Source organism: Actinoplanes sp. NBRC 103695, from assembly GCF_030269485.1.
In the GTDB taxonomy this organism is placed as follows: domain Bacteria; phylum Actinomycetota; class Actinomycetes; order Mycobacteriales; family Micromonosporaceae; genus Actinoplanes.
This window is the reverse complement of the sequence record NZ_BSTL01000092.1, coordinates 1-2,323: the sequence shown is the minus strand read 5'-3', so window position 1 is coordinate 2,323 and position 2,323 is coordinate 1. Positions and strand designations below refer to the sequence as shown.

Sequence of the window (2,323 nt, the reverse complement as noted above, 5' to 3'; positions counted from 1 at the left end):
CCACCATGATCCAGATCGCCATGATCGACAACACCGCCAAACGCCTCACCGCCGAAACCACCCCAACCTGGCGATACGGCTAAACCCACATAACACGCAAAGTACGTGAATCAGACGTCCTCTGAGACCACAGTCCGGATAGACCGGTTCGGCACCCTTGGCTCTTCTCGCGGATCGGCTCTCGCCGGGGTAACAAATCAGGTCAGTCGATGGCGGGATCCAGGCTGTGCGGATGCCGGTTGCAGGGTCAACTCGAGACCGAACATCGATACGCTCGGCCCGCAAGGGAGCAGCGCATTGAGCCGTTTCTGCCTCAGCAGCGACGTGCCTCGACCGCTGTCGATGCTGTCGGACGCATGGGTGGTCCGGTGCGCGTGCGGGTGCGGCGCGGGTCGTCGGTTGCCGGCCTTGTGGCGGCTGGCAGTAGTGCTCGCCAGCGATCTCGGTCGTCAGGTGCAGATTCGGCCGCCCGTCGACCGCCGCATCCGATGCCGGGTCGGGCAGTGCCGGTTCGGCGGCGTACGGCAGCGCGGCGTACTCCGCGGCCAGCCGGACCCGGTGACCTCGACCCCAATAGTGCTGGATCGCGCGCGCCGCGACCGGCAGGAAGTCATTAGCCTGCTCCGCGGTGGCCGGGATACGCACCAGACCGGCCTTGCCGACCCCGACGGCGAACATCTGCGCCGGCGACAGCGCTCCAGCTGCGGCCACTCTGGAACCCATAGACGGTCATGTTGTGCCTTGTGGTAGACGCAGGCGATCCATTCCCGGATCACGTCTTCGACCTCGTGCACGTACAGGAACGCGTCGTCGTCCACCCGCTCGACACGGCTGTAGACGTCCGGGCCTTGTAGGCCGGCAGGTGCTGGATGAGGCCTTCCCGTAGAGTTTGAAGAACCTCTCGGCCGTCGGCTTATCCGTAGGTTTCCCGGCACTTCGGATTTGAGGGCGGCAGGACGGCCTGACTCCTGTTGGCGGATTGGGCTCGCGAGGACGTCCCACACCGGGTAGTCCTGCTGTGCCGATCGGTGCACGTGGATCGAGCAGGGACGTCGGTGACCCGGGGGCCAGGTCAGTTCTCCACGAGGGTGCGCAGCGTCCGGCGAAGCTGATCCGTCGCATTCGGACTGATCGCGGACACGAACGCACTCTCGGCCTTCTTATGCGCCACCTGCGCCGCGTCGTAGGTCTGCATCCCCTGTTCGGTGAGCTCGACGACGTTCCTGCGCCGGTCTGCGGGGGCTGGTCGCCGCGTGATGATGCCCTTGGGCTCGAGCACGTCCAGCAACGCCACCATCGTGGTGCGGTCGATGCCGAGCGTCTGCGCCACTCGCAGCTGCGACGCCGGTTCCCGGTGGGCCAGCACCCGGAGCGCCCCGAAGTCCTTGCTGGCGATCCCCAACGGGTCGAGCGCCGCGTCAGCCCCGCAGCTCTGGGTGGATTGGCACACCCTGATGAACGCCATCCGCACCCGGGCTCACGAGCAACTCGACGACGATCGCGCTCGCGCCGCGAGGCTGGCCGGAGTCGTCAGCCTTGGCGTCAACGAGCACCTTTGGAAGCCGTCCGCTCGCCACGGCGACCGGGCCGCCACCTTCATCGTCGACCTCTCCCGCGACAAGCACGGCCGAGTCCGCCCCCGTCTGCTCGACATCGCCCTCGGCCGGACCTGTCTACGCCGACTGGATCCGCGCCTGGGCCCGGAAGTTCGTCGACGGCATCACCCATGCGTCCGTGGACCCCTTCCGCTGCTACGCCAACGCCATCCGCAGCGAACTTGCCGACGAAACCGTCACCCTGTTGGATGCTTTCCACGTTGTGAAGCTCGCCTCCAGCGCGGTGGACGAGGTCCGCCGCCGCGTCCAGCAAACCGCCCTGGGCCGCCGTGGTCGCAAGAAGGACTCGCTCTACCGCATCCGGCGGCTGCTGACCACGGCCGCCCGGGAGAATCTCACCGACCGCGGCCCGGCTCGACTGCGCTGCAAGCCGGTGACCCCGAACTGAAAGTGACCTGCGCCGTGATCATCCACAACCTCACCCGCGCCGCCGACGCCTACCGCACTGTCCGGCCGCAACCATCCACGCCCGGACAGTCAACGTCGCCGCAAGTCTCCGCGCACCGCGCCTGCAAGATCCACCTGCACCTGCCCGAGCGCTGGTCCTGGCAAGCCGGGTTCGACAACCTGCTCCCCGCCGCCGTGAGTTCCCCCCGGTTTGGTGGAGCCTCTCAAACATGATCGACTGATCATGGGGAGGACGTTCTGTGGCCGCACCGAAGAAGTACCCCGACGAACTGAGGGCGCGTGCTGTGCGTCTGTATCGC

Annotated in this window: 2 protein-coding genes; one reads left to right on the top strand and one right to left on the bottom strand. The window is 67.0% G+C overall.

Going from position 1 to position 2,323, the window contains the following annotated elements:
* Positions 1-1,072: 1,072 nt before the first annotated feature.
* Positions 1,073-1,465 (bottom strand): MarR family winged helix-turn-helix transcriptional regulator, encoded by a 393-nt coding sequence (locus tag QSK31_RS48355; protein ID WP_285691969.1) that lies wholly within the window; start codon positions 1,463-1,465, stop codon positions 1,073-1,075.
* Positions 1,466-1,536: 71 nt separating this feature from the next.
* Here QSK31_RS48355 and QSK31_RS48350 point away from each other — a divergent pair, with 71 nt between their 5' ends.
* Positions 1,537-2,004: a transposase gene (locus QSK31_RS48350; protein ID WP_285691968.1), complete on the top strand. Its 468-nt coding sequence runs from the start codon at positions 1,537-1,539 to the stop codon at positions 2,002-2,004.
* Positions 2,005-2,323 lie beyond the last annotated feature (319 nt).